A 25,222-nucleotide genomic window follows, 5' to 3' on the forward strand; every position below is an offset into this window, starting at 1 on the left:
GCCGGTCTCGCGCGAAGCGCCGATCCAGATTGGGTGTCGCCGGTACGTTCCGAGACGTTCGAACTCATGGAGACCGACGAGAGGCGTTCGCCGACCACCTCGAGAGCGACGGGATCCGCGTTGCGTTGTTCTACCGATGTCGTCCGGAACACCACGTCATTGCGCTTGGCACCCGGCGAACAACGGATGAGTTCAGCGCGATACTGGTGGTCGTTGCCACTCCGCGGACGATGCCGACACGAATCCACGTCTCAGTTATCGCTCGCGAGATCAACACCATCATTGATTGCGATCGTGATCGTGCGATCGCCGTCATCGCCGTCCAGTCGCTCGCGAGGCCCACCGCCGACACGGATCACCCGTCTCCGGGACGCTGTCGCGATCCTCAGTTCACGAACCAATCATGGAGAGTGACAGTCACTCAAATCTCCTCTAAGTGCTTTGGAAGTGGGGTTATGCACATCGTCGTACTATCTACGGGTGAGACTTATGACATCCATCGCAGACATCGAGATCCCGGCCGACGGAACCGGAACCGGCGAACTGTTCGAGGCTGCCCCCTCCCTAACGTGTGAGATGGAGCAGGTGATCGCCTCGAGCGGCCATGGACTCTGGCTCTCCGGCCCGTCACACTCGGAGGTCAAGGAGGCTCTCGACGAGGCGGGCGCGATCGGGAACTACTCACAGATCAGTAGCGACGAGGACCGCTGGCTCTACGACATCGAGTTCGAACCAGACACCGTCGATCCCTTCGAGATCGTTCTCGAGGAGGGCGGAACGGTACTGAGCGCCTCGGCTTCGAACGGCACGTGGCTGCTCAGCGTTCGCGTGGTCGACCGCGAGAGCGTCAGCTCACTGTACGACCGCCTCGACGACAACGACGTGACGCCCACGATTGTCCGGCTCTTCGATCTGGCCGAGGAAAGCCACTCCCAGTGTGGCCTGACGACCCGCCAGTACGAGACGCTAGTCGCGGCGATCGATCACGGCTACTTCGAAATCCCACGTGAGGTCTCGATGCAGGAACTGTCCGAAGAGCTGGGAATCTCCCATCAGGCGCTCTCCGAACGCCTGCGCCGAGCCTACCGCGCACTCGTCACGTCCGAACTGAACGTGACCGAAGAGGACACCGCGGCACCGGCGATCCCAACGAACTGATCGCGTAGCCCCTCCCAGAGCCCCGCCTAACAGCCTGGCTCGATGTTTTTCACCGGCTAGCCGAACGACGGAGAGCGCCACCGCCGTTCGAATACGAGCGCTCGCGGTGAGCGCAGTGCTGACGGTGACTCGTTCGGCGACCACCTATCGTTACTATCCGGGCGCACGACATGTGTGATATGGAGATCGATAACGATGACGGCGTGTTGCGACTGACGTTCGATCGACCGGACGCGCTCAACGCGCTTACCACGGAGACCGCGGACGAACTGACCGACGCGATCGAGGGAGCGACTCCGGAAACCGACGACGTGATCGTCATCACCGGCGCGGGCGACGCATTCAGTTCCGGCGGCGACCTCGAGTCGCTGGCCGAGACACCCGACTCGTCGCGGGAGGCCTACGAGGAGGTCACCGAGACCTTCGGCCGCGTCGTCGAGGCGATGCTCGAGTGTCCGGTACCGATCGTCGCGAAGGTCAACGGCGACGCCATCGGCGCGGGGCTCTCGATCGTCGCGCTCGCAGACATCGCCTACGCCGCCGACGACGCGACGTTCTCGTGTGCGTTCGTCAGGGTCGGCCTGATCCCCGACACCGGGGGTACCGTCATGCTCCCCCATATCGTCGGGCTCCGAGCCGCGAAGGAGCTCGCCTTCACCGGCGAGTTCTTCGACGCCGACCGCGCGGCCGATCTCGAGTTGGTCAACGAGACGGTCCCGGCCGCGGAGCTCGACGACCGGGTCGCCGAGACGGTCGAGCGACTCGCGAACGGGCCCACCGCCACGATCGGCATGATGAAACAGGCGATGCACGAGAACCTGAGTCGGTCGTGGGACGACGCACTGGACTACGAAAACCTGCTGCAGGCCCAGGCCCGAACGTCGGCCGCCCACGAGGAGGGCGTCACTGCCCTCCTCGAGGAGCGGGCGCCGGAGTTCGAGTAATCGAAACGAACTCGCGTTCCACGTTCGTTTCACCCCGGTCCGGCTCGTCCCCTGCTCGAGACCGCACGTCGGTCGCAAGCGCCCGCAAGCACCACGACCTTGCGCGAATCTATCCTTCGTAAAAACGCAATGTCCCCACAGATTACCGACGACGACGTTGGCAAGTCCGTCGTCAACGCAGACGGTGACAAGGTCGGAATGATCGCCGCTGTCGAACACGGCACAGCCCACGTCGAACCAGACCCCGGAATCACGGATTCGATCAAGGCGACGCTCGGTTGGGGCGATACCAGTGAAGACACGTACCCGCTGCAGGAAGAGGCGATCGGTCGCGTGACCGACGACGAAATCCGCCTCGAGCGAAACCTCTCCGGTCGCGGTACCGATGCGACCGGTGGCGGTGCCGGTACGAGGACGGATACCGGAACCGGCACTGAAACGGGAGCCGGGATGACCGACACGGAAACCGGAACGACCGATTCCGATCCCGGGATGACCGGTACCGACACCGGAACCGGAACAACCGGAACGGGCGAGAGTCGCGGTATCGACCGGGACCAAGACGATATCAGCGGTCACGACGACGAGGGCGTGATCCGCGACGATGACGACGATGAACTCCTCGGTGACGACGATGACGATGGCCTGATCGGTGACGACAGCGACAATAGAAGGGGAACGAACGATGACGACAGCCTGATCGGCGATGATGACGACGATGGGCTGATCGGTGACGACAACGACGATGACCTCATCGGCGACGACAATGACGACGATGGCCTGTTGAATGACGATGACGATACCGACGATGACCGCATCGGCGACGGTAGCACTCGGTAATTCCGTTTCTCACGTTCCCCGAACCGACCATCGGCGTCTCACGTCCCATTCCGTTTTTGTTTCGGCGACACAGTCGCCGAGTTCGACGTGCACCGATAGCTCCTGGAAACCGCCTCGAGCGGTGAATAACGCGGATTCCGGGTTCCCCTGCCGTCCCTACTCTTCCGCAGTACTGTGCTCGTCGTCAGAGTCACTATCGGTCGCGGTCGACCGCGTGGATTGATCCGACGAGAGATCCGTTTCGTCCGTCTCGTCGGTTTCGTCGGTCCCGTCGGTTTCGTCGGTCACGTTCATCTCACCGCGGTCGTGGTCACGTTCGCCCGTCTCCGCTTCGGGACCGCGCGCAGGGGGTCGCCCGCGCTGGTCCCGCTGCCCCTGCTGACCCTGATCGCTCGAGTGGTGCTGTTCACCCTGTCCCCGCTGGGGAGGATCGATCCGCTGTGAGTGTTGCTCCTGCGAGCGGCCCTGTCCAGTCTGCATCGGCGACTGTCGGTGTTGTTCTGCCCGTCCGTATTCCCCTCCTCGTCGTCCCTGTCCCTGCTGTGCTTCAGTCGGTTGGTGTTGTTGCGTTTCGCTCCGCTGGGGCGGTCCCTGTGACTGCCGTTCTTGCTGGTATCCCTGCCCGAATTGGTCCGGTGAGCGTGTTCGCTCGGAGTCCCGCTGTGACTGATCGGCTTCACCCCGTTGAGACTGGGTACCAATGCGCTGGGAGTCGGACTGCCTCGAGTGACTCGGCTCGGCCGCCATCGGCTGTTGCTGGAACCCGGTTGCACTGGCCGACTCTCCACCGTACTCTCCCGGCGAGATCCACTCACCGGTCTGGGGGTATTGCTGGGACTCCTGTGACTGCCGGGACTGCTGAGCCTGTTGGGGTTGTGAGTGACCGCTCGTTCCGTGCTGACTGGCTGTCCCCATCCCTTGTTGTTGGTTCCGTTGCAGTTCCTGTTTTTGCCTCTGTTGTCTTTCTCGTTGGTGACCCGGCTGCATTCCCTGCGTCTGGGGTTGTCTCCCTCGAGCCTGGGAGTCCATCCGGCCGCCCGTCTCGTTCCGGGAACGCTGTTGCTGGCCCCGCTGTCCGCCTCCGGCGAACTGCCCACCCATCTGCTCCAGCTGGCCCCCCGTTTGCTCCATCTGGTTCTGCTGGGGCTGGGCGGCTGCCTCGAAGCCCCGTTCCATCGCCTGTTCCATCTCGGGCATCATGGCCTCTATACCCTGCAGATAACTCTGCATCATCGACTCCGTGAACTGCTGACCTGGCGTGTTCTGGAGCATCGATCGCGTCATCTCGAGGCCCTGTTTCTGGGCGGTCTCCTGCCATTTGAGGGCACTCAGTGTCATCCGTGCCGCGTTGCGCTGGAGTTCGATCAGCTGTTCCATCGCCTGTTGGCTCTGGTTCATCGTCGATTCCGCCATCCGCCGTGTGTCCGCCGACTGCTGGGATTGCTGTTGTCGCATGGTATTCTCCTGAGGATCTGCGATAACCGTCGCCGATCCTCGGTCACGACTGAGCGCGACCGAGATACAAATAAAGGGCCGCGTCGGTTCCGTCCGGAAGCGCGAACAACTGGTCGTAACCGAGCCGAACGCACGTGAACTGAATAAACGCGAGCAGCGTAGCGAAACGCGGACAGTGTCGCACTCGCGAATCCGACCCGTCCGATACCGCGAATACGGCACTGCTAGGGTGTTTCCTCGTGGTTCGGACGGAAATACCCTACTATCGGGCGTAATAGCTGCTTGGAGACGGTGAATGCGCCGACCGCGCGATTGCGATCAGGACTCCGACGCTGAATTCGGTTCGCCGTGGGTCACACCGTCGCGTTCGTCGGCACGCATCCGACGCAGGGCCGCGCGTCCGTTGCTCGCCTCGTAGCCGAAGAAGACCCCATTGGCGTACTCCTGTGCGACCTCCGTCGCGTGAATCAGGTTGTCGACGTCGACGTTTACCGCATACAACTCGATATTAAACGGCGTCTCGAGCGCGCTCTCGAACCCTTTCGCGATGGTCTCGAGCCAGTAGGTCGTTCCGTAGGCGGTGTCGTACAGCGGAACGACGAACTCGTCGACGTACTCCTCGATGGCCTCGAGGTCGATGCCGGCGCGCTCGCGGAGGTGGCCGGGATAGGGATCGGGGTAGAGCGTCATGTAGACCGTCCCGGGGATGTGCTCGACCGCTTCCGCGACGAAGTCGGTGATGACGCTGGCCCGCCACTCCATGCGGTCGTCGTACTCGCTCGCCTCGAACGCTTGCTCACAGACGCCACACCGGCAGTACTCCGCCCGCGGGAAGCCGATATCGTCGAGACGGACGTCCTCGTTCTCCGCGACGCAGTCGTCGATAATCTCGAGCAGGCCCTCCCGGTAGTCTTCTCGAGAGGGACAGATGTAGGCCCAGTCGAAGTACGGTCGTTCCCGGTCGGCCGGTCGGCCCATATCGTCGACGGGGATCAGCGACGGATCGGCGTCGGCGGCGGCGTTGTCGCCGAAACAGGAGACCATGTTCACGCCGTCGGCGATCGGTTCGGCGGACCGGCCGGTTACGTCCTTGACCTCGTAGAAGCCGCGGTCGAACTCCGGCCACCGTACCTCCTCGGCGTTCCGTGTGACGACGCCGTACATAACTCAGTGTACGACGCCGTCCCCGTAAGCCGTTCGGAATCGAGCGCTATTCTTCAGTCGGTTCGTAGTCAACTTCGACGTCCGACGAGCCGCTGAAGGCGACCTTGTAGAGGACGGCGATGACGAACAGGGCGAGTACAACTTTGACGGTACGTGACATGTACAACAACCGATTCGGCCGGCAAATACTTAGAGATTCTGGATACTAATCAGTGTGAGAGAATCCGACCGACGGCCACGCCGGTTCAGGTGTCGATCAACGACGCGATATTGTCGCGGACGATCGTCTCGCAGTACGAGCAGCGAACGCCGTCCTCGAGCACCGAAAACCGTGAGGTGACGGGCTCGTCGCCGGTCGTGATACAGCCGGCGTTCGGACAGGAGAGGACGCCCTCGACGACGTCGGGTCGTTCGACGCGATGTTTCTCCACGACGTCGAACTCTCGGACGATGTTGATCGTCGCGTCCGGCGCGATCAGCGAGAGGACGTCGACTTCGTCCTGGCTCAGTTCGCGGCCCTCGACCTTGACGATGTCCTTGCGCGCGAGGCGATCGGACGGGACGTTCATCCCGACCGAGACCTCCTCGCCGTTGGTGCCGTCGATACCGAGGATCGCGAGGACGTTCAGCGCCTGCCCCCCGTGAACGTGATCGATGACGGTTCCGTCGCGGATCTTGCTGACCCGCAGTTCGTGGTCGTCGTTACCGTCGTGGTGGTCGTGATCGTTACTCATCGCCGTCACCCCCGGTCAGCCCAGCATCACCGTCGTCGCTCAACAGGAGATCCAGCAGCGCCATCCGGACCGGAACCCCGTTGTGCGCCTGTTCGAAGTACGCCGCGTGATCGGTCTCGTCGATCTCGGGCGCGATCTCGTCGACCCGGGGCAGCGGATGCATCACCGTCAGGTCGTCGCTCGCGGCCTCGAGCGTCGCGGCGTCGATCTGGTACTCGCCGGCGACCTTCTGGTACTCGTTCTCGTCGGGGAAGCGCTCGCGCTGGATCCGCGTGACGTAGAGGACGTCCAGCGAGGGCAGGACGTCCTCGAGAGATTCGTGTTCGCGAATTCCGGTCCCGTCCTGTTGTTGGTGGAGGTCGTAGACGACCTCGCGGGGTAGCTGTAGACTCTCGGGGCTGATGAAGTGCTGTCGGGTATCGAAGTTCGTCAGTGCGTAGGCCAGCGAGTGGACCGTCCGGCCGTACTTCAGGTCGCCCATGATACCGATCGTCAGGTCGTCCAGCCCGGCGTTCTCCCGAATGGTGTAGAGGTCGAGCATCGTCTGTGTCGGGTGGTGACCCGCGCCGTCGCCCGCGTTTACCAGCGGCACGTCGACGAACTCGCTGGCCATCGTCGCCGATCCCTGCTTGGGGTGGCGCAAGACGAGGGCGTCAGCGTATCCCTCGATGACACGGACGGTGTCGGCGAGCGTCTCCCCCTTCGTCACGCTCGAGGATTCGACCGAGCCCATATCGACGACGTCGCCGCCGAGGCGCTTCATTGCGGTCTCGAAACTCATCTTCGTTCGCGTACTCGGCTCGAAAAAGAGCAGGCCGAGCACCGTCCCCGCGTGGCGATCGGAAACGGCCGACGGATCGGCGTCGAGCTCGGCCGCGTAGTCGAGGATCGTCTCGATGTTCGCCCGAGAGAGTTGTTTGCTCGTGATGAGGTGATCGTGGCGCATTCGTTCGTGTAGGCTGTGGCAGTCCCCTTGAATCTCCCCATTCGACGTCGCCCTGCTGCACTGGGTGTCAGCGGACTGGTGCTGCCTCTACGGACCGCTCCGCTCACATCTACGCCATCGGCGGCGTCTCGAGCGGGCGCTCTTCGAGGGCAAAGAGTTATACAGACACTACGGTAATTGCTCACAATTGAATGGTCGGTCGACTGGATACCGGAATCGACGTGCTCGATCGGAAGCTCGACGGCGGACTCCCGCCGGGGTGTCTCGTCGCGTACACCGCCGAGCCGGCCAGTCAGTCCGAACTGCTCCTCTACGAACTCACGGCCGCTCGGGGAACGCTCTACCTCTCGACCGAACGGTCGGTCGACGCCGTCCGCCACGCCATCGAGTCCTCCCCCTCGTCCGTCGGCAGCCCGACCGTCAGACACGTCAGCAGCGACACGCCGATCGAGGAGGCGACACGTCTCGTCGGTGCGCTGCCCGACGGAGCGAACCTCATTATCGATACGATGGACGTCCTCGAGCGATGTGACACCGACGAGTACATCGCCTTTCTCAACGATCTCAAAGCCACGATGCTCGAGACCGGCAGCATCGCCGTCTTGCACTGTCTGAAGGGGGACAACGAACCCGCGAACCGAGCACGGACGTTCCACGCCGTCGACGCCGTCTTCGATCTCCGGACCAAGATCACCGGCTCCGAACTCGAGAACCACCTGACGATCCCGAAGTTCCGCGGCGGCAGCCAGCCGACCGAAGCGATCAAACTCGAGTTGACGGAGGAAGTCGCGATCGACACGAGCCGCGACATCGCGTAAGTGCTGACGCCGTCCGAACTGTTTCCCTCAGATCTCCTGCTCTGGCGTCGTAAACGGCGTGATCGCGGCGGTCCGCTCGGTAACCGTCGCCGTTCGCAGGATGTACGACAGGAGCAGCGTGAGCGGAAATACCCCAACCGCGATAGCTAGCGGAAAGAGGACGGCACGGACCGGTCGTCCGAAGGGCGGGCCCGACGCGACGGTCATGACGAACAGGGCGGCGATCGCGGTGCCGACGGCGGGAACGCCGGCGTAGAACAGGTACCGCGAGAGCCGGGAGAGTTCGACCTGCAGGTAGACCGACTTGAAGTACTGTCTGGCGATGTCCATCTCCCGCAGTCGGTCGAGCAGGTCGTCGATCGCGTCGTCCGTCTTCGCGGGAATCTCGTCGCCGTGTGCTCGCCGGGCCGTCTCGAGTCGCTGAATTTCGTGCGCGAAGTTCGTCTCGAGCGTCGTCGAGAGCGTGTTAAAGATCCCGGAATCGGATTCCTCGACGAGCCCGTCGATTCTGTCGAACTCGTCGGTGAGTTCCGTGACGATCTCGTCGATTTCGTCGCGCGTGTCCGCGGGCAGCGACCCGACGGTCGTCCCACCGAGTCGCTGCGCGTCCCGGCGTGCGCTCTCGACGACGAGTCGGAGAAAGCCGGACGGCTCCGCCGGCGCGGTTCGGTTCGACACCGCTTCGACCTCCTCGCGGTAGTCGACGGTCTGCTGGATCTCCGACTCGAGTTCGCCCGGCGATTTCAGTTCCTGGGAAAGCAGCAACTGATTGATCGAGACGACGACGGTAATCAGCGTGAAGTTCCCCGAGATCAGTCCACTGAACGCGTAGAACAACGGCTGTGCGTCCGCGATCGGGGCGAGGCCGCTGATCGATAACAGGAGAGACGCAGCCCCGAACGTCGCTGCGATACTCGCGGCGATTGCGAATCGGTTGCCGTCGAGGAGCAGCCACTGTTTGAGTCGTCCCGTCTCTGTCTCCGACTCGGGACCCGCGCCATCGCTCATCGAACCGACCATCGTGGCCGCTCAGGACTACAGTCTCGTCTGCGAAAAAGTCGATCCGTGCATGCTCGTGGTCGTCGACAGCGATCCACAAAACGAGCGGCAACCGCAGCGGTCCGATTACTCCTCTGTGCCTTCGAGCTCTTCGACGATCTCGTCGGCATCGACGTCGGCGTCCTCGAGCGCTTCCTCGATGTCGCCGCCGCCCATTCCACCGCCCATGCCGCCCATCATACCGCCCATGCCCATGCCACCCATGCCGTCGATGACTTCCTGGACGATGACGCGGTCGACGCCGACCTTGTCGATGATGTCCTGACCGATCTGCTGTTTGCCCATCATCCACTGCTGGTTCATCGTCATCTGGGGCGTGGCCTCGAGGTAGAGCGTTTCCTTCTCGACGGTTTCGGTCTCGAACTCGGGCTCTGCGGGTTCGTCATCGTCGTCCGCGTCCTCGTCGGGCTCGACGGGAACCTCTTCCTCGACTTCGTCCGTGTCGATCCAGAGCTCGGGCTCCATCCCGAGGTACATCTCGAACAGGCCGGCGGCCTGCTGTTCGCGGTCGTCGACCTCCTCGCTGACGGTGTACTCGTACTCGACGTCGTCACCGGCCAGCGGGTGGTTGAAGTCGACGCGGGCGCGGCCGCCGATGATCGTGCTGATGTAGCCCTGCTCGCCGTCGATCTGGACGTTCGCACCGGGGTAGCGGTCGTCCTCGTCGATCTTCTCGGCGCTGACGGTCTGGACGTCGTCCGGATCGTACTCGCCGAAGGCATCCTCGGCGGGAACGGTCACGGTGCCGGTGTCGCCGGGTTCGGAGCCGATGACCGCCTGCTCGACGGCCTCGAAGATGTGGCCTTCGCCCAGCACGATCGTTCGCGGCTTGAACTCCTGACCCTCCTGGTCGACGCCCTCTTCCTCGGCGACTTCGGGGTCGGTCGTGTCGACCAGCTGCTCGTCCTCGGTGGTGTAGGCGGTGTACTCAAGTTCGACGAAGTCGCCTTCCTGAAGCCCCTCGGCTTCGTCGGCGGCTTCCTCGGCTACTTCTTCATCGACGTCATCGGCCTGCTCCTCGAGCTCGGCCTCTTGTTCCTCGGTCATACGTTGTACGTCCGGCCGTCTACATTTAAGTACGACGCTTTGCGCCGAGAGCGACCGATACTTACGACCGCTCTGCCTTCTCTCGGGCATGTACGAGGTCGAAGTGAAGGTTCCGGCCGATCTCGAGGCCGTCCGGGATCGACTGGCGGCGCTCGGGGCAACGCCTCTCGGTGCCGTCGTTCAGGTCGACACCTATTACGACGCGCCCCACCGCGAATTCGCCGAGACAGACGAGGCGCTGCGGATCCGCTCCGAACGACCCGAAGACGCGCCCGACGAAACCCGCGTCACCTACAAGGGGCCGCTCGTCGACGACGAGTCCAAGACCCGCGAAGAGTTCGAGACGAGCGTCGCGGACCGCGAGACCATGGACGGAATCTTGACGAACCTCGGCTTCGAACCCGCTGCGACCGTTCGCAAGGAGCGAGAGCGCTTTTCGCTCGAGGGCTATACCGTCACTCTCGATTCGGTCGACGGGGTCGGCGAATACGTCGAGGTCGAGATCGACGTCGAGGTCGAGATCGACGTCGAGGGAGAGTCGGAACTCGAGGCGGCTCGCAACGGGGCGTACGACGTACTCGAGCGATTACATCTCGATCCCGACGACCAGCTCAGAACCTCGTATCTCGGCTTGTTGCTCGAGTCCGAATAGACTGGCAGTTGACAGCCGCATAACCCGCAAGCATTTTCTGGTCCGTATCTGTTTCCGCAAGTTATACGAACTCGCTCCGTCAATTCCCGCCAATGAGTGAGCGGAACATCCGGATCGAGTCTATCGATCGGCAAGCGGTCGAGGATCAGGAGGTCGAAATCGTCGAACGGAAGGGAATCGGTCACCCCGACTCCATCTGTGACGGGATCGCCGAGAGCGTCGCCGGGGCGCTCGCACGCGAGTACCTAGATCGCATCGGCGAGGTACTGCACTTCAACACCGACGAAACGCAACTCGTCGCCGGCGAGGCGGCACCCGCCTTCGGCGGCGGCGAGGTCGTCGACCCCATCTACCTGCTGATCGTCGGCCGCGCGACCAAACACTACGAGGGCCGGACGATCCCCGCCGAGACCATCGCGCTGCGGGCCGCCCGCGAGTACCTCCAGGAGAACGTTCCCCAGCTGACCGTCGGCGAGGACATCGTCGTCGACGTGAAACTCGGCGAGGGCAGCGGCGACCTGCAGGAAGTTTTCGGCGAGGACGAAGTGAGCGTCCCGATGGCCAACGACACGAGTTTCGGCGTCGGCCACGCGCCGCTGACCGAAACGGAGGAGATCGTTCTCGAGGCCGAGCGACGACTGAACGGCGAGTACGCGGCCGAAAACCCGGCGCTCGGGCCGGACGTGAAGATCATGGGCAAGCGCGAAGGCGAGGAGATCGACGTCACCGTCGCCGCGGCGATGGTCGACGAGTACATCCCGAACCTGGACGGCTACATCGAGGCCGTCGAGTCCGTCCGGGAGTTCGTCGACGGCGTCGCGCGCGAGCACACCGATCGCGCGGTCAACGTCCACGTCAATACGGCCGACGACTACGAGGAGGGCTCGATCTACCTCACCGTCACCGGCACCTCCGCCGAGCAGGGCGACGACGGCTCCGTGGGCCGGGGCAACCGCGCGAACGGGCTCATTACGCCCAACCGCTCGATGTCGATGGAGGCCACCAGCGGCAAGAACCCGGTCAACCACATCGGGAAGATCTACAACCTGCTCTCGACGGAGATCGCCGAGGAGGTCGTGGGCGAGGTCGACGGCATCCGCGACCTGCGCGTGCGTCTCCTTTCCCAGATCGGCCGGCCGATCGACCAGCCACACGTCGCCGACGTGCACGTCGTCACGGACGACGGCGTCGCGGTCTCGGACGTCGAGGCCGACGTCGAAGCGATCGTCGACCGCGAACTCGCCGACGTCACCGAGATCACCCGCAGCGTGATCGAGGGCGAGCTCTCGACGTTCTGAGCGGCGATCGGACGGACTTCTTCCTCGAGCGAGCTGTGATGTCTCGAGACCAACGAGCGTCGCCGCGAGTCAGCGGCGGAACCGGCACAGCACGTGTGCCGTCGGAATAGTCAAAAGTCGCCCCCGTGTACGGCGTTACGAATCGAAACACGTAGTGAGATCCTATGTCTGACTCGAGTTCGAAATCGACCGAACGTCCCGTCGTCTACGCCGTCGTCGCGAGCACCTTCTTCGTCGGCTTCGGCGGCGGCGTCGTCTTTCCGATCCTCCCGAACCTCGGCGAGGTACTGGGGATCTCGGCGTTTCTGGTCGGTGTCATCCTCTCCGCGAACCGCTGGACTCGGCTGGTCGCGAACGGGCCGGCGGGCGTGCTCGTCGACCGGATCGGGACTCGAAAACCGTTCGTCGCCGGGTTAGCGATCGAGGGGCTCGCGACGTTCGGCTACGTGATCGCGATCGAGTCCGCGATGCCGGAGGGCTGGTTCATCGTCGCGCGAGTCATGTGGGGGATCGGCAGCGCGCTCGTGTTCGCGACGGCGTACACCATCACCGCCGACGTCAGCGAGGCCAGTTCGCGGGGAACGAGCATGGGAATCGTTCGGGCCGGGATCACGTTCGGCTTCCCCGCCGGGATGGTCCTCGGCGGCATCGTCAGCGAAGTCTACAGTAACGTCGCGGCGTTCGTCCTCGCGGCCTCATTCGCCGGCCTCGCGAGCATTATCGCCTACTTCATCGTCCCCGAGACCCACGTCGAGTCGGTCGACTCGTCGATCAGCCCCTGGGACTTCGAGACGACGCTGCCCGCGCTCACCGTCGGCCTGGTCAACTTCGGGCTCTACTTCGCGTATATCGGCGTCCTCTTCTCGACGCTCGTCCTGTACCTCGAGGTCGAGTCGCTGACGCTCTCGCTCGAGTTCGCGGGCTACGGAATCGACTACGGCGAACAGGGAACGTCCGGACTGCTGATGGCGGTTTCCGCCCTTTCGGGGGCGGTCTTCACCATTTCGGGCGGGAAGATCAGCGATGCCGCCGGCGCTCGCATGCCCGTCCTGCTCGCCTTCCTCGCGACCAGTTGCGCCGGATTCGTCGTGCTCACGGTCGCGCCCTCGTTCGGAGCCGTCGTCGTCGCCTGCGCGCTGATCGGTGCGGGGCAGGGCGGCGTCGGCGGCCCGTTGACGGCCCTCCTCGCGGATCTCACGCCCGAGGAGCGGATGGGCCGAGCGATGGGAACCAACAATATCTTCGGCGACGTCGGCGGCGGCCTCGGCCCGCTGATCTCCCTGCCATTTGCCAACGCTGTCGGCTACGACGTGTTGTACGCGCTCAGTGCGATCGTTCCGCTGCTGGCCGGCGTCGTTCTCGTCGCCGGGATCTACTCCTACACGGGCAGCCTGAGTCCGACGGTCGAGGAATCGGTCGTCTGAAGCCGAGGAGTCGCTCGTCTGAGCACGATTTGCGTCCGCTCGAGACCGATACTCTCCTCGTAACCCCCTTATAGCCGCGGCCGACTATCACAGTCCATGCACCCGCCGGGAGCCGACACCGTCCTCGTCCGTCACGGGGACGTCAACACCAAGAGTAACAGGGTCAAGCGGTACATGGAGGGGCTCCTCGCGGAGAATCTCGAGGCCCTCCTCGCCGACCGGTCGATTCCCGGCGAGGTCGAGCGCCGGTGGAACCGGCCGCTGATTCACACGAGCGAAGACGCCGTCGAGGCGGCGACCGCGGCCGCGGCGGACACCTTCGGCGTCGTCTCCGCGAGTCCCGCTCTGACCGTCAGCATCGAGAAGGCGCAGATCCTCGAGGCCCTGGAGGAGACCGCTCGCGAGCACTACGACGGCGGGACGTTCGCGGTCGACGCGCGCCGGTCGGACAAGACGCTCCCCTACGATAGCGAGGAGTTGGCCCGCGACGCCGGCACCGCTATCTGGGAGGCCGTCGCGGACGAGTTCGAGCCGGAAGTCGACCTCGACGATCCGGATCTCACGTTCGGCGTCGAGGTGCGCGAGGACGTGGCGTTCATCTACCTCGAGCACGTCGACGGCCCGGGCGGGCTGCCGCTCGGCTCGCAGGAGCCGGTCATCGCACTGGTCAGCGGCGGGATCGACTCGCCCGTCGCGGCCTACGAGATGATGAAACGCGGCAGTCCCGTTATCCCGGCCTACGTCGACCTCGGCGACTACGGCGGGATCGACCACGAAGCGCGCGCGCTCGAGACGGTTCGGATCCTCTCGGAGTACGCGCCGAACTTCGACATGCAGGTCTACGAGATTCCCGGCGGCGAGACCGTCGACCTCCTGGTCCGAGAGATGGAGCAGGGTCGAATGCTCTCCCTGCGGCGCTTTTTCTACCGCGCCGCCGAGACGCTGGCCGAGCGCGTCGACGCGGACGGTATCGTCACCGGCGAGGCCGCCGGCCAGAAGTCCAGCCAGACCGTTCGGAACCTCGGCGTCACCAGCCGCGCTACCAAATTGCCGATCCACCGTCCCCTCCTCACCCGCGACAAACAGTACATCGTCGCCCAGGCCCGCGAAATCGGCACCTACACGGACTCGACCATGGACGCCGGCTGCAACCGGGTTACCCCCGATCAGGTCGAAACCAACGCCCGCCTCGAGCCGCTGCTCGCGGCGGAACCGGACGACCTGCTCGAGCGGGCCGAAGAAGCGGCGAAGAACGCGACACTGGTCGAGCCCTGATTCGGCTCGTGCGAGATCTGTTTTCTCTCTGCTCGTAGACAACTCGGCTATCCACCGCTGGGTGGGACTGAAAGGGGCGGACGCAAAGCGTCCGCGATGCTCGGGAGAGCCGTGCTCTCCCGTTGATCGGGGAAGACGGGCGATGCAAGCACCGCAGGTGAACGTCGTGAACCGAGGAGCGCAGCAAGCCCCTCGACTCGAGCGCGTCAGGGGCTTTCACCACAGTTGCGATCATAGACAGATTCATGTTGTGTGGCTATTGCTATTTCCGGAAGAACTCGTATAGAAGCCGAAACCGACATTACACCGTCGCACCCACCACAATATAGTGACCCGCGTCTGTCTCGTCGGCGAGGCCGGGAGCAATCTCCAGTACGAACTGCTCTCCCGGGAGACGTCCCGCGAGGCCCTCGCGACGTACGACCTCGAGCGGCCGTTCGAGAACTCGCTCGCCGTCCGGACGGTCAGCGTCGGCGCTGCCGTCTCACTGCTGAACGATCTCAACTGGTATCTCACGCGGTTCGTCGACGAGGCGCTCGTCCAGGAACCCAGCATTAGCGACGAGGAGTGGCTCTCGCGACCACTGGCCGAACGGCTTCGAAACGGCGAGATCGAGCCGGCGGAGACGGCCGAGTTCTGCAAGATCTACGGCCTCGAGCGGATCGACGCGGAAGTCGAGTCGGCCAATAACGCTGCCGGGCCGAGCGACGCGACCGATCCGATAGACTCGCGTCTCGAGACTGACCCCGATTCGACCGCTCCGGCCGACGCCGCGGGCGGAAACGAGAGTGAGGGTGCGGACGATTCCGACTCGAACGACGCCGAACGACCAGGGACCGCCGAGCCGACGTATCGACTCGTCGAACCGCTGTACGTGCGCCGGACCGGCGGCGAACTCCCCGAGTACGATCTCAGAGACGTCGAGGACACCCTCGTCGTCCGCCTGACCGAAGCCGAATATTCTCCGTGAGTCGGTTCTCGAGGCGCTACGAGCCGTCGCCGGACTGACTGTCGCTACCGCTGCCCGATGCCGAATCGACGCTCGTGCTCTCGGACGCTGACGCACTGTCGCTGGCCATCGAGACGCTCGCGGTACCGCCGTCGTGACCGACGATGGTCGCCGAGACGGTCGTCAGCGGTTCCGTCTCGAACGTCACCCGAACCAGGCGGCCGACGGTCGCGATCGACTGGACACAGACCTCGTCCTCGGCCGATGTGTTACGGACCGCCGCCTCGAGAACGAGTTCGTCGGTACCGTCGTCGTCACCTCCCTCGTCGCTTTCGTCGCCGTCGGTACCGGTGTCATCCTCACCGTCGCTCTCGACGATGTCGATGGACTCGAGGACGATCTCGTAACACGGAGTGGGCGTATCGGACTCGAGCGAGACGAGGATCGACGTCTCGAAATCGGTCCTGTCGACGAACTCGTCGAGCGGTTCAGTGTCGGACGGGAATCGCTCCTCGAGCCAGTTCGCAGCGTCGTCGGCGTCCCGGAAGAGCCCCACGTCGGACTCCGTCGACTCCGAACCGTACTGGTACGCCAGCGTCCGGTAATCGGCCACTCCGTCCGGGAGATCGTCGATGTCTCCGTCCTCGCCGACCGACTCGGGATCGCTCTCGGCCTCGTCAGGAGACGGCGAGCCCTCGTCGGCGTCGCTCCGGTCGTCATTGTTGTCGGACGGGCTCTCGGAGCCGTCGGCGAGACAGCCCGCAGAGAGACCGACCAGCGTCGCAGTGCTACACAGCAGTGTCCGTCTGGAGGGACGTGTCATCGTCCCTAGTCGTACGAACGGGGAGGTAAAGGCGGTTCGGCTAGGTGAAAGAACGCTTTTCGTCAGATGCGATTCCTCGAGCGCCTCGCCCGCTCCCCGCTCAGTCGAAGAGGCCGGTCGAGAGATACCGTTCGCCGCTGTCCCAGAAGACGGTGACGACCAGCGGACAGTCCTCGGCTGTCCGTCCGCCGTCGGTCTCGGGCGAGGCCGGCTCACCTGTCTCGTCGAACGCGGTCGGCACCTCGGGACAGTCGACGCTAGGATCGGCGATCTCCCGGGCGACGCGCTGGGAGACGAGACTCGTCGCGCCGCTGGACTGGCCCACGAGGATGCCTTCTTCGCGCGCGAGGCGACGACACTCGTCCTCGGCGTCCTCGAGTTTGACGGTCTCGACGCGGTCGAGCAGGTCGAGATCGAGGTTGTCGCTAATGAAGCCGGGCCCCATTCCCTGAAACTCGTCTTTGCCGGCCTCGCCCGTCGAGAGGACGGCGTTTCGGGCCGGCTCGACGGCGACGATCTCCATCTCGGGGAACTCCTCGCGGAGTCGACGGCCGGTTCCCGAGATCGTGCCGCCGGTGCCGACGCCGGCAACGAAGGCGTCGATCTCGCGGTCGCCGACCTGCTCGATGATCTCCTCGCCGGTCGTCTTGTAGTGTGCGTCGGGGTTGGCCGTGTTCTCGAACTGGCCGAGTTGGATCGCACCCGCCGCCTCGAGTTCGTCGGCACGAGCGCGAGCGTCGGCCATGTCGCCGTCGACTAGCTCGAGGTCGGCCCCGTAGGCGGCCATGATCTGCCGGCGCTCCTCGGACTTGTCCGACGGCATGACGATCGTCAGATCGTAGCCGCGAGCGGCGGCGACGAGCGCGAGGCCGATGCCGGTGTTGCCGCTGGTCGGTTCGACGAGCGAGTCGCCGGGCTCGATCAGGCCGTCGCGCTCGGCCGCCCGGATCATCTCGCGGGCCGGCCGGTCCTTGGCCGAGCCGCCGGGGTTGAACGATTCGGTCTTCGCGGCGACCGTCACGCCCTCCGGCGAGTCGACCTGGACGAGCGGCGAGCCGATGGTGTCCAGGATACTCCCTTTCATTGGCATGGCCTATGGAATCGAGACGTATACTGTTTGCTGTAACGAGTTACACGAATTCGCCAGCATCGACGAAATTGTTTACTGACTCATGGCAAATAGTAGAAACCCGTACTGGACTCAGGCAGGACGTGCCGGCTAGTCGCCGGTCGCGGTTCCTCTCACGACGCGCGTTTCAGAACCGCAACTGCCCAGAAAGCCCCTGACGGGCTCGAGTCGAGGGGCTCGTTGCGCGCTGTCCTCACTCCGTTCGGACAGTGCTTTCGTCGCCCGTCTTCCCCGACCCCGTCAGCCCCTTTCAGTCCCACCCAACGGTGGTCGGTCGGCCGAGTACGAGCAACGCCGGACGGACGTTCGAGCGAAGCCGCTGCCAGAAACACCGCGGTTAAGCCGTCCGAGACGCAAACCGTGGGTATGAGTCTCGAGACCATGCGGCCGAACCCCACGTGGGACGCGGCGTCCTACGAGGACGCAGTTGACACGCTTGCAGCGCACAGCGACGAACTGGTGTACAAGATCTGGGCCGGCGACTGGTGCAAGGACTGTCGCGCCCTGCTACCCGATTTCGGCGCGGCGCTCGAGGCCGCCGAGATCCCCGACGAGCGGATCGAGGAGTTCAGCCTCGATCAGGACAAGCGGGGTCCCGGCGTCGAGGAGTACGATATCGAATACATTCCGACGATCGTAGTCGAGAACGATGAGGGAGCCGAAATCACCCGGTTCGTCGAAGAGGAGGACGTGCCACCGGCCGTCTGGCTGGCCGACGAGATCGAGGCCGCACTCGAGTCCGACGCGGCCTGAAACGACTCACCGAATCCCGAACGCGACCGTTCTACTCACCGGTCAGAACGGCGCGTCATCCGGATCGACACCGTTGCTCTCGCCGTCCTCGTTCTCGCCGAGCCACTCGAGCGCCTCTTCGACGACGTGCGTCGGCGGCGAACACGTCCGATCGCGGCAGACGTACAGCGTCGGCTCGCCGTCGCGAGCCTCGCGGCCCGCCCAGATCGGGGGTGCGTCTTCGAGCCCCAGCGTCTCGAGCCACGCCTCGAGTCCGTCTTCTGTCGGCGGTCGCAGCGCGAAGAGCCGGTCTGGGAAGTACCGCGACGCGAACCCGTCGCGCCACGCTTCGGGGAGGTCCTCGGCAGCGATCGTCACCTCGAGCGCACCCGACTCGAGTTGGTCGGCGGCGAAACAGAGCGTCGCGTGCTCGAGTGCGTTCGCCTCGATGGTGTTTGCGTGAGTCTCGAGGACGGTCGCGGCGATCCCCTCGAAGTCTTCGTCGGCGAACTCGTCGAGCGCGAGCAGGGTCTCGACCGCGACGCCGGTCGCGGAGGGCGTCGACTGGTCGCCCAGTTCCTGCGGGCGCGTGACGAGCGACTCGCCGCTCTCCGGCGTGAAGTAGAGCGTTCCGCGCTCGGCGTCCCAGAACTCGGCCTCGATGACGCGGGCTAACTCGAGCGCGAACGCGAGGTGGTCGACCTCACCGGTCGCCTGGTAGCAGTCCAGTGCACCCCGCGCGAGGAATCCGTAGTCCTCGAGGTAGCCGTCGACTTTGACGTCCCCATCTTTGTACCGCCGCGAGAGCCGCCGTTCGTCCTCGTTCCAGAGCCGGTCCCGCACGAACTCGAGGGCGTCGACCGCGGTCTCGGCGTAGTCGTCTTCGCCGAGCACCAGCGCGGCCTCGGCGTAGGTGGAGATCATCAGCCCGTTCCAGCCTGCGAGCACCTTCTCGTCGCGGTCGGGGCGGGGCCGCTCCTCGCGGGCCTCGAACAGCTGTTGGCGAGCCGACTCGAGTCGCTTCAGGATCTCGTGGCCCTCGAGATCGAACTGTCCGGCGAGTTCCGACACCCTCGCCACGCGATTCGGCTGGTTTCGTCCCTCGAAGTTCCCCGACTCCGTGATGTCGTAGCGCGCACAGAAGAGGGCGGCGTCGGTCTCGTTCTCGACGATCTCGTGGACTTCTTCGGGCGTCCAGACGTAGAACGCGCCCTCCTCGCGCTCGCCGGTCTCGGGGGACTCGCTCTGGGCGTCAAGGGTACTGAAGAAGCCGCCCTCGTCGTGGGTCAGTTCGCGATCCACGAACGTCAGCGTGTCCACCACGATCTCGGCGTAGCGTTCCTCGCCCGTCAGCTGGTATCCGGACAGGAACGCCCGCGGAATCTCGGCGTTGTCGTACAGCATCTTCTCGAAGTGAGGGACCGTCCAGTCCCGATCGACGCAGTAGCGGTGGAAGCCGCCGCCGACGTGATCGTAGAGCCCGCCCACGGACATCGCGTCGAGGGCCTCCTCGAGCACCTCGAGATATTCCTCGCGACCGGTTCGGTCGTACGCTCGAGCGAGCACGCGAAGCCGCGAGGGCTGGGGGAACTTCGGCCCCCCGGAGCCGAAGCCGCCGTGCTGGCGGTCGGCGCTTCGCACGGTCGCGTCCGCGGCCGTCTCGAGGACCTCGCTCGAGGGGGGCTCCGGGCTGGCACCGGCCTCGGTGCCGGTTCCCGCCGTGTCGGGGGTCTCCTCGAGTTGATCTTTCGCCGCGTCGGTCCACTGCTGTGCGCGGTGTTCCATCTCCTCGCGGTCGTCCTCGCTCTCCCAGGAGCCGCTGATGCGCTCGCAGAGGTCGAGAAAGCCGGGCTGGCCCTGCTGTCCCTCTTTGGGAAAGTAGGTCCCGACGAAGAAGGGCTTCCCCTCGGGGGTGAGCCACGCCGAGAGCGGCCAGCCGCCCCGTCCGGTCACGAGCTGGCAGACGGTCATGTAGATACTGTCGACATCCGGGCGCTCCTCGCGGTCAACCTTGATCGGGACGAAGTTCTCGTTGAGCACCTCGGCGACCGCCTCGTCCTCGAAGCTCTCGTCTTCCATGACGTGACACCAGTGACACGCCGAGTAGCCGATCGAGAGGAAGATCGGCACGTCGCGTTCTTTCGCAGCCTCGAGTGCCGATTCGTCCCACGGCTGCCAGTTGACGGGGTTGTCCGCGTGCTGGCGCAGATAGGGGCTTTCCTCCTCCTCGAGCCGATTGCGCTGAGTCGGGGATTCCATGCCGGAACGTACGTTTCCGACCGGTAAAAGGCACGGGCTCACGGAACTCGGCGATCAGACCGGCCCGAATCGGACGGCCGCTCGCTCTCGAGGAAGACCGCCACCGGTCGTTCCGAACGACGACGCGCGGCCGCGGGACAACTCGTTAAGCGACGTCACAACCCCGTGTATCGACTCGCTTCACTCCCGCTCGGACGGAGAATCCGGAGCGTCGTCGCAGCCACCGCCGGCTGAACCGGTGCGGAGCGCCGTCGTCTGCAAGAGGTATAACCGCGTGCTGTACACCTGTGCATCGGATTCAAACGCGTAGCGAGCTCCGCTCTCGAGCGACTCGCGCGTGAACACGATCGCCGTCGAATGGACCTGTTCGTCCCCGAATTCGGAACGGATGACGTAGCCGCTGTACTCGTCGGGCTGCGTCAGGACGGGAACCGTTTCGCCGTTCGGCAGCCTGAGGAGGTCGACGACGATCGGTGCCGGCAACCGATTGACGACTCGGCCGGTCATTCCGGGCCGATACTCGTTCATGGGTATCAGTACCGATCGGTCCGCATCGGATTCGTTCGATCCGCTCGTTATTCGTTCGTCAGACATGTCTGGGTAGTGTATCGGTTTTCGCTTTCGCTGGCTCCCGCGTCGACGGTCGGTATTCCGATGGATTCCTCGGATGGTCCTCGAGTTACCTGCGGTACGGCGTTCGATCCGTCGGCAACCAGGGTCATTGGCCGATAAATCGAGAAAATTAGATCGCGAGACTCTACTCCAGCGTCGTGGAGATGAGGTTCAGTTGGGTGCTGAATATCTGGGCGTCTTCGCCGAGTTGTCCGCTGTCACCGCTACTGAAACTCTGATCGCGGGTAAACAGGAGGATTGAGGGGGCCTGCGGCCCGTCGTCGACCGAATACCGAACAACGTGCCCGGTGTATTCGTCCGGCTGAGAGATCTCCGGAACAGTCTCTTCCTCGGTGGTCTGGAGAATTCGCACCGTCGTACTCGTCTCGAGCTGTGAGACTACGTCGAAATTCTCTCCGGCTTCGTAATTGTACGTGAAGACTAGCACTTGTCCTTCGTCATCTTGAACCATCGTTATTCACCTCCGTTCCCGACGGTCGTCTCGTTCTGATCGGCAGTCTCGTTCCCTCCGTTCGTCGTCGTATCGCCGCCGTCACCGCCACCACCGCCGTTCAGTGACGCACTCATGAGGTTCAGATCGGGGCTCAGCACGGACGCATCCTCGCCGATCGTTCCGCTATCGCCCGAGCTCAGGCTCCCTCCTCGTGCGAATAGGAACGTCGTGATTCCCGATTCCTGCCCGATGTCGTATCGGATGATGTGTCCGTTCCACTCGTCGGGCTGCGAGATCTCCGGCACGGTTTCATCGTCTAACTGTAGCACGTCGACCGTCGTGCTCGCCTGGAGCTGGGCGAGGACGTCGAAGTCTGCACCAGGGTACAGATCGCTCGCGAAGACCGCTACTTGATCTTCCTGTGCACCGACCGTGGCCGTCCCGAAGGCGCCCGTTCCGAGCGTCAGCGCGCCCGTCGCGAGGGCGCCCTTCGTCATGAACGACCGCCTCGAATCGCCATTTGTGTCTTGTTCGCTCATTGTTTCTCTCGTACCCCGTAGCGGGGTGGAAAGACGTAGCCCGAGTTATCGAATAAACGCCGGCGACCGTTTCTTTCTGTATCAATTAATTTAACGAGTCTGGGAAGAATTCCGAGTGATTGCATTTCGAAGACGTTCGTCACGGCCGATTCGCCGTTTTCAGGGAGACACCGCCACTGACAGTTATCCCCGCAGAAAATCGGACTTGCGGGGAGCTGTCGAGAGCGTGGCGGTATCGGAAACGGAACCGGCTCAGTTCACGAACGGAAGCAGCGAATTGAGTCGTTTGCGCCAAGGAACAATAGCCGTATCGGCTGAACGCCACATATCGGGGGATACCGCCCTGATACGGCCGGTGGTAACGGAATATACGACGAATGCCTGCTCTACATCGGGTCGTAACTATCGATAACTGTGGACGATCGGACGGCGTGAACCGGCTCGGTCCCGTTGCCCGTGTCGGGAACCGAACTGGTCGCGATTGCCGTACGCGATCGGTTCGAAAATTGCCACATTCCCACCGAACGACCCGAACGTGATCGCATCGGAAGTCATCGCGACGGGAACGCGCGTTCCCGCGACAGTCAGGCGTTATGAGGGGCAGATATCGGTAGCGAACATTCACTCATCGGACCGACCCGTGCGGTATCGATCTCGCTCCGGACGGTTCGCTCACCGTCGATATCAGCGACCGTCGGTATCGGCCCAACTCGTCCCGAACCTGCGTATTTCACGCCGGCACGCCTTCGAGGAACGGTTCGGCGAGCGAACCCTGTGACGGCTTTATAGTCGAAAGCCAGTACAGCGTCCATCGGCCGAGGAAAGTCTATCTTTGGACCGGTAACGATCGACCTATCGAACGATTCACGGAGACAATAGTGAGATGTGTCGCAAACGGTAGCGGACTTTATGGTTTTCCGTCGTGCAACCAGTTCCGACCATGGGAAACAGTGACGAGAACGATCGAAGCCGCTTTCGAGGGATCCACCGGCGACGTTTCGTGCGAGCAGCGCTCGCCGGAGCCGGGCTGGGAGGGATCAGCGGACGGTCATTGGCTCAAGGGGGGACAGACGATACGGACGCGGCGGGGCCTCCCGTTGCCCGACACGGACCGTTCCGACAGTCCGACGACGAGACGGACGTCCTGTACACCTACCGCAAGCGGCGCGCGCTCGAGGTGCTCCTGTCCGATCCCGAGGTTCACGCTATCGCCGAGGACATGATCTCGAGTTACGAGGCGTACGAACCGTACGCGGATCACCTCGATGCGATCAGCGTTCAGGGGAGTCCGGACGTCGAGATCGAGGGCGGCGTCGACGAGGGACGGTTCGACGTCACCGCCGTCGGGAGGCAAGTCGCCTACGGACTCGTCGATCGGCGGACGGACGACCTTGTCGGACTAACGATCACCGAACCGCGCGATATCTCCTGGCGTGCGTGGGAGGCGAACGAACGCGAGACGGCACAGCTCGCCCGAGTCCTCGATGATTCCCGCGTTCAAACGTTCATCGACGGAACCGACTGGTTTCCGCTGTTTACGATCTCCGCGTCGATCACGTCCGCCAGGGGGATTGAGCACGGCGGCGTGAACCCCATAGTTCTGTTCCTCGCGGACGGCGACTCGACCGCGGCCGTGGTCGCCTACTTGGACGTCCGGGACGACTCCGGCGACGTGGTCGACGTGAGTCGCGTGGATCGATTCGTCGAGTCTCCCCCGCACGAACTGGCCGCCACCCTGACGCCCGCAGACGATACCGTCGTAGAAGCCGTCCCCGATGTTCCGTTCGAGGACCGACCGTGGTACACCGCGGACGACGGCATCCACCGGATCGAGGACCTCCCGACGTCGTTCGAGCGATCCGGCTGGACCATCGACTGGGAACCGCCGGGCCGGCACGGTGTCGAAATCACCGCCTCCTATCGGGGAACTCCGGTGTTCGAGACCCTCCAGTCGCCGGTGACCCTCACCGGATACGGTCTGCCGGAACGCGACGGCGAGACGACTCTGGATTGGTTTTTCCCGGACGATGAGCCGGTCTTCAACGGGCGATTGCTCCGGTGGGACGTCCACAGTATCGAATTCGGTGGACCGGGGCCGCTCGGCGTTATCGACTATTCCGAAGGAGACGACCGACCATCGGGATTCCGGTTCCGGTCGCACTACGAAACGGGGGCACGAGAGCCAAACGGTCAAGACCACCACTCCGGCTACCGGTTCGGCCAATCCAGCCACGAACTCTCCTACGACTTTTGGGCCGACGGAACGGTCACCCCGATCTGGCGACGACAGGGGCCGGGGTTCGTCACTGCGTACGCGATCGCTGGAACCGATGACGAGAACGGAACCACGGACGACGGGAACGGAGCCACCGACGCTGAGGAAGCCGAATACGGTGTCGACCACCACTCCGTCTCGACGTTCGCGATGGACGCCGTTCCCGGCACGACGAACGGTGTCGAAGTGGGGATCGTCGATGGAACGGAGCGGATGACGCCCGAAACCGAGTTCTATCTGTCCGGCGAATCGGGAATCGTCGTCCAGTTTACGAACCCTGAGGGATCGGAGATGATCGAACTGCCGCTCGACGAGGACGTGGAAGTGGTCGTCGCCCGTCGGAGCGCCGGCGAGATCCCCGGACAACAGCGACTCGAGGACCCGGAAGTGGAGTCCGCGTTCTATCATCCGGCACAATACATCGGAGACGAACCGATCCAGGGAGAACGGGTCGTCGCCTGGCTCCTCCTGGAGGGCGCAACGGCGGAGCTCCCCCATCCGACCGGCAGCACGTCGTTCGTCACCGGCGGTGCGATAAATCTATCCGGATACTAACTGGCCAGCGAGTACCGAAGCCGGAATCGGAGGACGCTCGCCGGCGTCGAGGGCGAGCGTCCTCCGGCGAGCGCGACGCTA

The 25,222-nt window shown here is 64.0% G+C and carries 23 protein-coding genes; 11 read left to right on the forward strand and 12 right to left on the reverse strand.

The window, feature by feature from the left end; all coding sequences use genetic code 11:
* Positions 1–489 precede the first annotated feature (489 nt).
* From HYG81_RS32945 to HYG81_RS32955, 3 genes are all read left to right on the forward strand, one after another.
* A complete protein-coding gene (locus tag HYG81_RS32945) occupies positions 490–1,158 on the forward strand; it encodes a helix-turn-helix domain-containing protein (protein ID WP_180840408.1) in 669 nt (222 codons plus the stop codon).
* Positions 1,159–1,337: 179 nt separating this feature from the next.
* Positions 1,338–2,102, forward strand: coding sequence for an enoyl-CoA hydratase/isomerase family protein (locus HYG81_RS32950; protein ID WP_180840409.1), 765 nt, complete (start codon positions 1,338–1,340; stop codon positions 2,100–2,102).
* A gap of 129 nt (positions 2,103–2,231) precedes the next feature.
* A complete protein-coding gene (locus HYG81_RS32955) occupies positions 2,232–2,942 on the forward strand; it encodes a hypothetical protein (protein WP_180840410.1) in 711 nt (236 codons plus the stop codon).
* 156 nt (positions 2,943–3,098) lie between these two features.
* On the opposite strand, the gene HYG81_RS32960 is transcribed toward HYG81_RS32955, so the two are convergent.
* The 4 genes from HYG81_RS32960 to pyrB form a co-directional block, all read right to left on the reverse strand.
* Positions 3,099–4,397 (reverse strand): hypothetical protein, encoded by a 1,299-nt coding sequence (locus tag HYG81_RS32960; RefSeq protein ID WP_180840411.1) that lies wholly within the window; start codon positions 4,395–4,397, stop codon positions 3,099–3,101.
* 318 nt (positions 4,398–4,715) lie between these two features.
* Positions 4,716–5,561: a hypothetical protein gene (locus HYG81_RS32965; protein ID WP_180840412.1), complete on the reverse strand. Its 846-nt coding sequence runs from the start codon at positions 5,559–5,561 to the stop codon at positions 4,716–4,718.
* A 245-nt stretch (positions 5,562–5,806) separates the two neighbouring features.
* Positions 5,807–6,295, reverse strand: a complete 489-nt coding sequence (gene pyrI, locus HYG81_RS32970) for an aspartate carbamoyltransferase regulatory subunit (protein ID WP_180840413.1) — start codon at positions 6,293–6,295, stop codon at positions 5,807–5,809.
* The gene (gene pyrB, locus HYG81_RS32975; RefSeq protein WP_180840414.1) at positions 6,288–7,241 is read right to left on the reverse strand and encodes an aspartate carbamoyltransferase; all 954 of its coding nucleotides are present in this window, start codon (positions 7,239–7,241) and stop codon (positions 6,288–6,290) included. Before pyrB ends, pyrI begins: the two co-directional genes overlap by 8 nt.
* Positions 7,242–7,432: 191 nt before the next feature.
* Between pyrB and HYG81_RS32980 the strand changes: the two genes are divergently transcribed.
* Complete coding sequence (locus tag HYG81_RS32980; RefSeq protein ID WP_180840415.1) at positions 7,433–8,059, forward strand: RAD55 family ATPase; 627 nt, start codon at positions 7,433–7,435, stop codon at positions 8,057–8,059.
* Positions 8,060–8,086: 27 nt separating this feature from the next.
* Here HYG81_RS32980 and HYG81_RS32985 read toward each other — a convergent pair whose 3' ends face one another.
* Both HYG81_RS32985 and HYG81_RS32990 read right to left on the reverse strand, forming a co-directional pair.
* On the reverse strand, positions 8,087–9,067 hold the full coding sequence (locus HYG81_RS32985; protein ID WP_226375953.1) for a DUF7972 family membrane protein: 981 nt from the start codon (positions 9,065–9,067) through the stop codon (positions 8,087–8,089).
* 117 nt (positions 9,068–9,184) lie between these two features.
* Positions 9,185–10,165 carry an FKBP-type peptidyl-prolyl cis-trans isomerase gene (locus HYG81_RS32990; protein WP_180840417.1) on the reverse strand — a complete coding sequence of 327 codons (981 nt, stop codon included), beginning with the start codon at positions 10,163–10,165 and terminating at the stop codon, positions 9,185–9,187.
* Positions 10,166–10,253: 88 nt separating this feature from the next.
* Here HYG81_RS32990 and cyaB point away from each other — a divergent pair, with 88 nt between their 5' ends.
* From cyaB to HYG81_RS33015, 5 genes are all read left to right on the forward strand, one after another.
* The gene (cyaB, locus tag HYG81_RS32995) at positions 10,254–10,817 is read left to right on the forward strand and encodes a class IV adenylate cyclase (protein WP_180840418.1); all 564 of its coding nucleotides are present in this window, start codon (positions 10,254–10,256) and stop codon (positions 10,815–10,817) included.
* A 92-nt stretch (positions 10,818–10,909) separates the two neighbouring features.
* Positions 10,910–12,115 carry a methionine adenosyltransferase gene (locus HYG81_RS33000; RefSeq protein WP_180840419.1) on the forward strand — a complete coding sequence of 402 codons (1,206 nt, stop codon included), beginning with the start codon at positions 10,910–10,912 and terminating at the stop codon, positions 12,113–12,115.
* A gap of 164 nt (positions 12,116–12,279) precedes the next feature.
* Positions 12,280–13,539: an MFS transporter gene (locus HYG81_RS33005; protein ID WP_180840420.1), complete on the forward strand. Its 1,260-nt coding sequence runs from the start codon at positions 12,280–12,282 to the stop codon at positions 13,537–13,539.
* Between the two features lie 96 nt (positions 13,540–13,635).
* Positions 13,636–14,814 (forward strand): tRNA sulfurtransferase, encoded by a 1,179-nt coding sequence (locus tag HYG81_RS33010; protein WP_180840421.1) that lies wholly within the window; start codon positions 13,636–13,638, stop codon positions 14,812–14,814.
* Between the two features lie 328 nt (positions 14,815–15,142).
* Complete coding sequence (locus tag HYG81_RS33015) at positions 15,143–15,784, forward strand: DUF5804 family protein (RefSeq protein ID WP_180840422.1); 642 nt, start codon at positions 15,143–15,145, stop codon at positions 15,782–15,784.
* Positions 15,785–15,800: 16 nt separating this feature from the next.
* On the opposite strand, the gene HYG81_RS33020 is transcribed toward HYG81_RS33015, so the two are convergent.
* Together HYG81_RS33020 and HYG81_RS33025 are read right to left on the reverse strand one after the other, a co-directional pair.
* Entirely contained in the window at positions 15,801–16,586 is a 786-nt protein-coding gene (locus HYG81_RS33020) for a hypothetical protein (RefSeq protein ID WP_180840423.1), read from the reverse strand.
* A gap of 100 nt (positions 16,587–16,686) precedes the next feature.
* Entirely contained in the window at positions 16,687–17,670 is a 984-nt protein-coding gene (locus tag HYG81_RS33025) for a PLP-dependent cysteine synthase family protein (RefSeq protein ID WP_180840424.1), read from the reverse strand.
* Between the two features lie 411 nt (positions 17,671–18,081).
* Between HYG81_RS33025 and HYG81_RS33030 the strand changes: the two genes are divergently transcribed.
* Complete coding sequence (locus HYG81_RS33030) at positions 18,082–18,468, forward strand: TlpA family protein disulfide reductase (protein WP_180840425.1); 387 nt, start codon at positions 18,082–18,084, stop codon at positions 18,466–18,468.
* A 42-nt stretch (positions 18,469–18,510) separates the two neighbouring features.
* On the opposite strand, the gene HYG81_RS33035 is transcribed toward HYG81_RS33030, so the two are convergent.
* The 4 genes from HYG81_RS33035 to HYG81_RS33050 all read right to left on the reverse strand — a co-directional run bounded on the left by HYG81_RS33035 (position 18,511) and on the right by HYG81_RS33050 (position 22,311).
* Positions 18,511–20,706: a thioredoxin domain-containing protein gene (locus tag HYG81_RS33035; RefSeq protein WP_180840426.1), complete on the reverse strand. Its 2,196-nt coding sequence runs from the start codon at positions 20,704–20,706 to the stop codon at positions 18,511–18,513.
* Between the two features lie 180 nt (positions 20,707–20,886).
* Complete coding sequence (locus HYG81_RS33040) at positions 20,887–21,234, reverse strand: hypothetical protein (RefSeq protein ID WP_180840427.1); 348 nt, start codon at positions 21,232–21,234, stop codon at positions 20,887–20,889.
* 229 nt (positions 21,235–21,463) lie between these two features.
* Positions 21,464–21,790, reverse strand: coding sequence for a hypothetical protein (locus HYG81_RS33045; protein ID WP_180840428.1), 327 nt, complete (start codon positions 21,788–21,790; stop codon positions 21,464–21,466).
* A 2-nt stretch (positions 21,791–21,792) separates the two neighbouring features.
* Positions 21,793–22,311, reverse strand: coding sequence for a calcium-binding protein (locus HYG81_RS33050; protein ID WP_219628697.1), 519 nt, complete (start codon positions 22,309–22,311; stop codon positions 21,793–21,795).
* Positions 22,312–23,251: 940 nt separating this feature from the next.
* Here HYG81_RS33050 and HYG81_RS33055 point away from each other — a divergent pair.
* Positions 23,252–25,141, forward strand: a complete 1,890-nt coding sequence (locus HYG81_RS33055; protein ID WP_180840429.1) for a hypothetical protein — start codon at positions 23,252–23,254, stop codon at positions 25,139–25,141.
* The last annotated feature ends 81 nt before the right edge of the window (positions 25,142–25,222 follow it).

The organism is Natrinema zhouii (assembly GCF_013456555.2).
Lineage (GTDB): Archaea > Halobacteriota > Halobacteria > Halobacteriales > Natrialbaceae > Natrinema > Natrinema zhouii.

Bases quoted from the DNA above. Each gene is read 5' to 3' on its own strand.
- HYG81_RS33030 (WP_180840425.1), top strand. From the start codon at position 18,082: ATGAGTCTCGAGACCATGCGGCCGAACCCCACGTGGGACGCGGCGTCC.
- HYG81_RS33045 (WP_180840428.1), bottom strand. From the start codon at position 21,790: ATGGTTCAAGATGACGAAGGACAAGTGCTAGTCTTCACGTACAATTAC.
- HYG81_RS32950 (WP_180840409.1), top strand. From the start codon at position 1,338: ATGGAGATCGATAACGATGACGGCGTGTTGCGACTGACGTTCGATCGA.
- pyrB (WP_180840414.1), bottom strand. From the start codon at position 7,241: ATGCGCCACGATCACCTCATCACGAGCAAACAACTCTCTCGGGCGAAC.
- HYG81_RS32985 (WP_226375953.1), bottom strand. From the start codon at position 9,067: ATGAGCGATGGCGCGGGTCCCGAGTCGGAGACAGAGACGGGACGACTC.
- HYG81_RS32960 (WP_180840411.1), bottom strand. From the start codon at position 4,397: ATGCGACAACAGCAATCCCAGCAGTCGGCGGACACACGGCGGATGGCG.
- HYG81_RS32965 (WP_180840412.1), bottom strand. From the start codon at position 5,561: ATGTACGGCGTCGTCACACGGAACGCCGAGGAGGTACGGTGGCCGGAG.
- HYG81_RS33035 (WP_180840426.1), bottom strand. From the start codon at position 20,706: ATGGAATCCCCGACTCAGCGCAATCGGCTCGAGGAGGAGGAAAGCCCC.
- HYG81_RS33040 (WP_180840427.1), bottom strand. From the start codon at position 21,234: ATGAACGAGTATCGGCCCGGAATGACCGGCCGAGTCGTCAATCGGTTG.
- HYG81_RS33020 (WP_180840423.1), bottom strand. From the start codon at position 16,586: ATGACACGTCCCTCCAGACGGACACTGCTGTGTAGCACTGCGACGCTG.
- HYG81_RS32990 (WP_180840417.1), bottom strand. From the start codon at position 10,165: ATGACCGAGGAACAAGAGGCCGAGCTCGAGGAGCAGGCCGATGACGTC.
- HYG81_RS33025 (WP_180840424.1), bottom strand. From the start codon at position 17,670: ATGAAAGGGAGTATCCTGGACACCATCGGCTCGCCGCTCGTCCAGGTC.
- HYG81_RS33005 (WP_180840420.1), top strand. From the start codon at position 12,280: ATGTCTGACTCGAGTTCGAAATCGACCGAACGTCCCGTCGTCTACGCC.
- HYG81_RS32945 (WP_180840408.1), top strand. From the start codon at position 490: ATGACATCCATCGCAGACATCGAGATCCCGGCCGACGGAACCGGAACC.
- HYG81_RS33000 (WP_180840419.1), top strand. From the start codon at position 10,910: ATGAGTGAGCGGAACATCCGGATCGAGTCTATCGATCGGCAAGCGGTC.
- pyrI (WP_180840413.1), bottom strand. From the start codon at position 6,295: ATGAGTAACGATCACGACCACCACGACGGTAACGACGACCACGAACTG.
- HYG81_RS33010 (WP_180840421.1), top strand. From the start codon at position 13,636: ATGCACCCGCCGGGAGCCGACACCGTCCTCGTCCGTCACGGGGACGTC.
- HYG81_RS33050 (WP_219628697.1), bottom strand. From the start codon at position 22,311: ATGAGCGAACAAGACACAAATGGCGATTCGAGGCGGTCGTTCATGACG.
- HYG81_RS33055 (WP_180840429.1), top strand. From the start codon at position 23,252: ATGGGAAACAGTGACGAGAACGATCGAAGCCGCTTTCGAGGGATCCAC.
- HYG81_RS32955 (WP_180840410.1), top strand. From the start codon at position 2,232: ATGTCCCCACAGATTACCGACGACGACGTTGGCAAGTCCGTCGTCAAC.
- HYG81_RS32980 (WP_180840415.1), top strand. From the start codon at position 7,433: ATGGTCGGTCGACTGGATACCGGAATCGACGTGCTCGATCGGAAGCTC.
- cyaB (WP_180840418.1), top strand. From the start codon at position 10,254: ATGTACGAGGTCGAAGTGAAGGTTCCGGCCGATCTCGAGGCCGTCCGG.